This is a genomic window from Gilvimarinus sp. 1_MG-2023 (genome assembly GCF_030548285.1).
In genome coordinates this window covers 1-270 of record NZ_JAUOSC010001042.1, presented here as the reverse complement: position 1 = coordinate 270, position 270 = coordinate 1, and the positions used below count along the sequence as shown (strand labels likewise).

Here is a 270-nt window from a genome sequence, read left to right as displayed (position 1 = left end):
GCTATATAGTGGGTGGCAAGCTACAATAACCCAGCATTGGCCGAAGCCTGCTTGTTGCTGCCAGACGAGTGCTTCGGGTATCCCGTAATCCAGATCGACAGGAATGATTCATGATTATCAAACCGAGAGTGCGCGGTTTTATGTGTGTAACAACCCAACCAAGTGGTTGTGAAGCAAACGTTAAAGAGCAAATTGACTTTATCAAGGCACAGGGCAAGATCGATATGCCCAAGCGTGTCCTGGTGATTGGTGCTTCGACCGGTTATGGCC

At 48.9% G+C, this 270-nt stretch carries 1 pseudogene; it reads left to right on the top strand.

The features are described 5' to 3' along the window. Nucleotides 1–110: 110 nt before the first annotated feature. Nucleotides 111–270 (top strand): annotated as a pseudogene (locus Q4563_RS20045) (bifunctional NADH-specific enoyl-ACP reductase/trans-2-enoyl-CoA reductase); the annotation flags it as partial.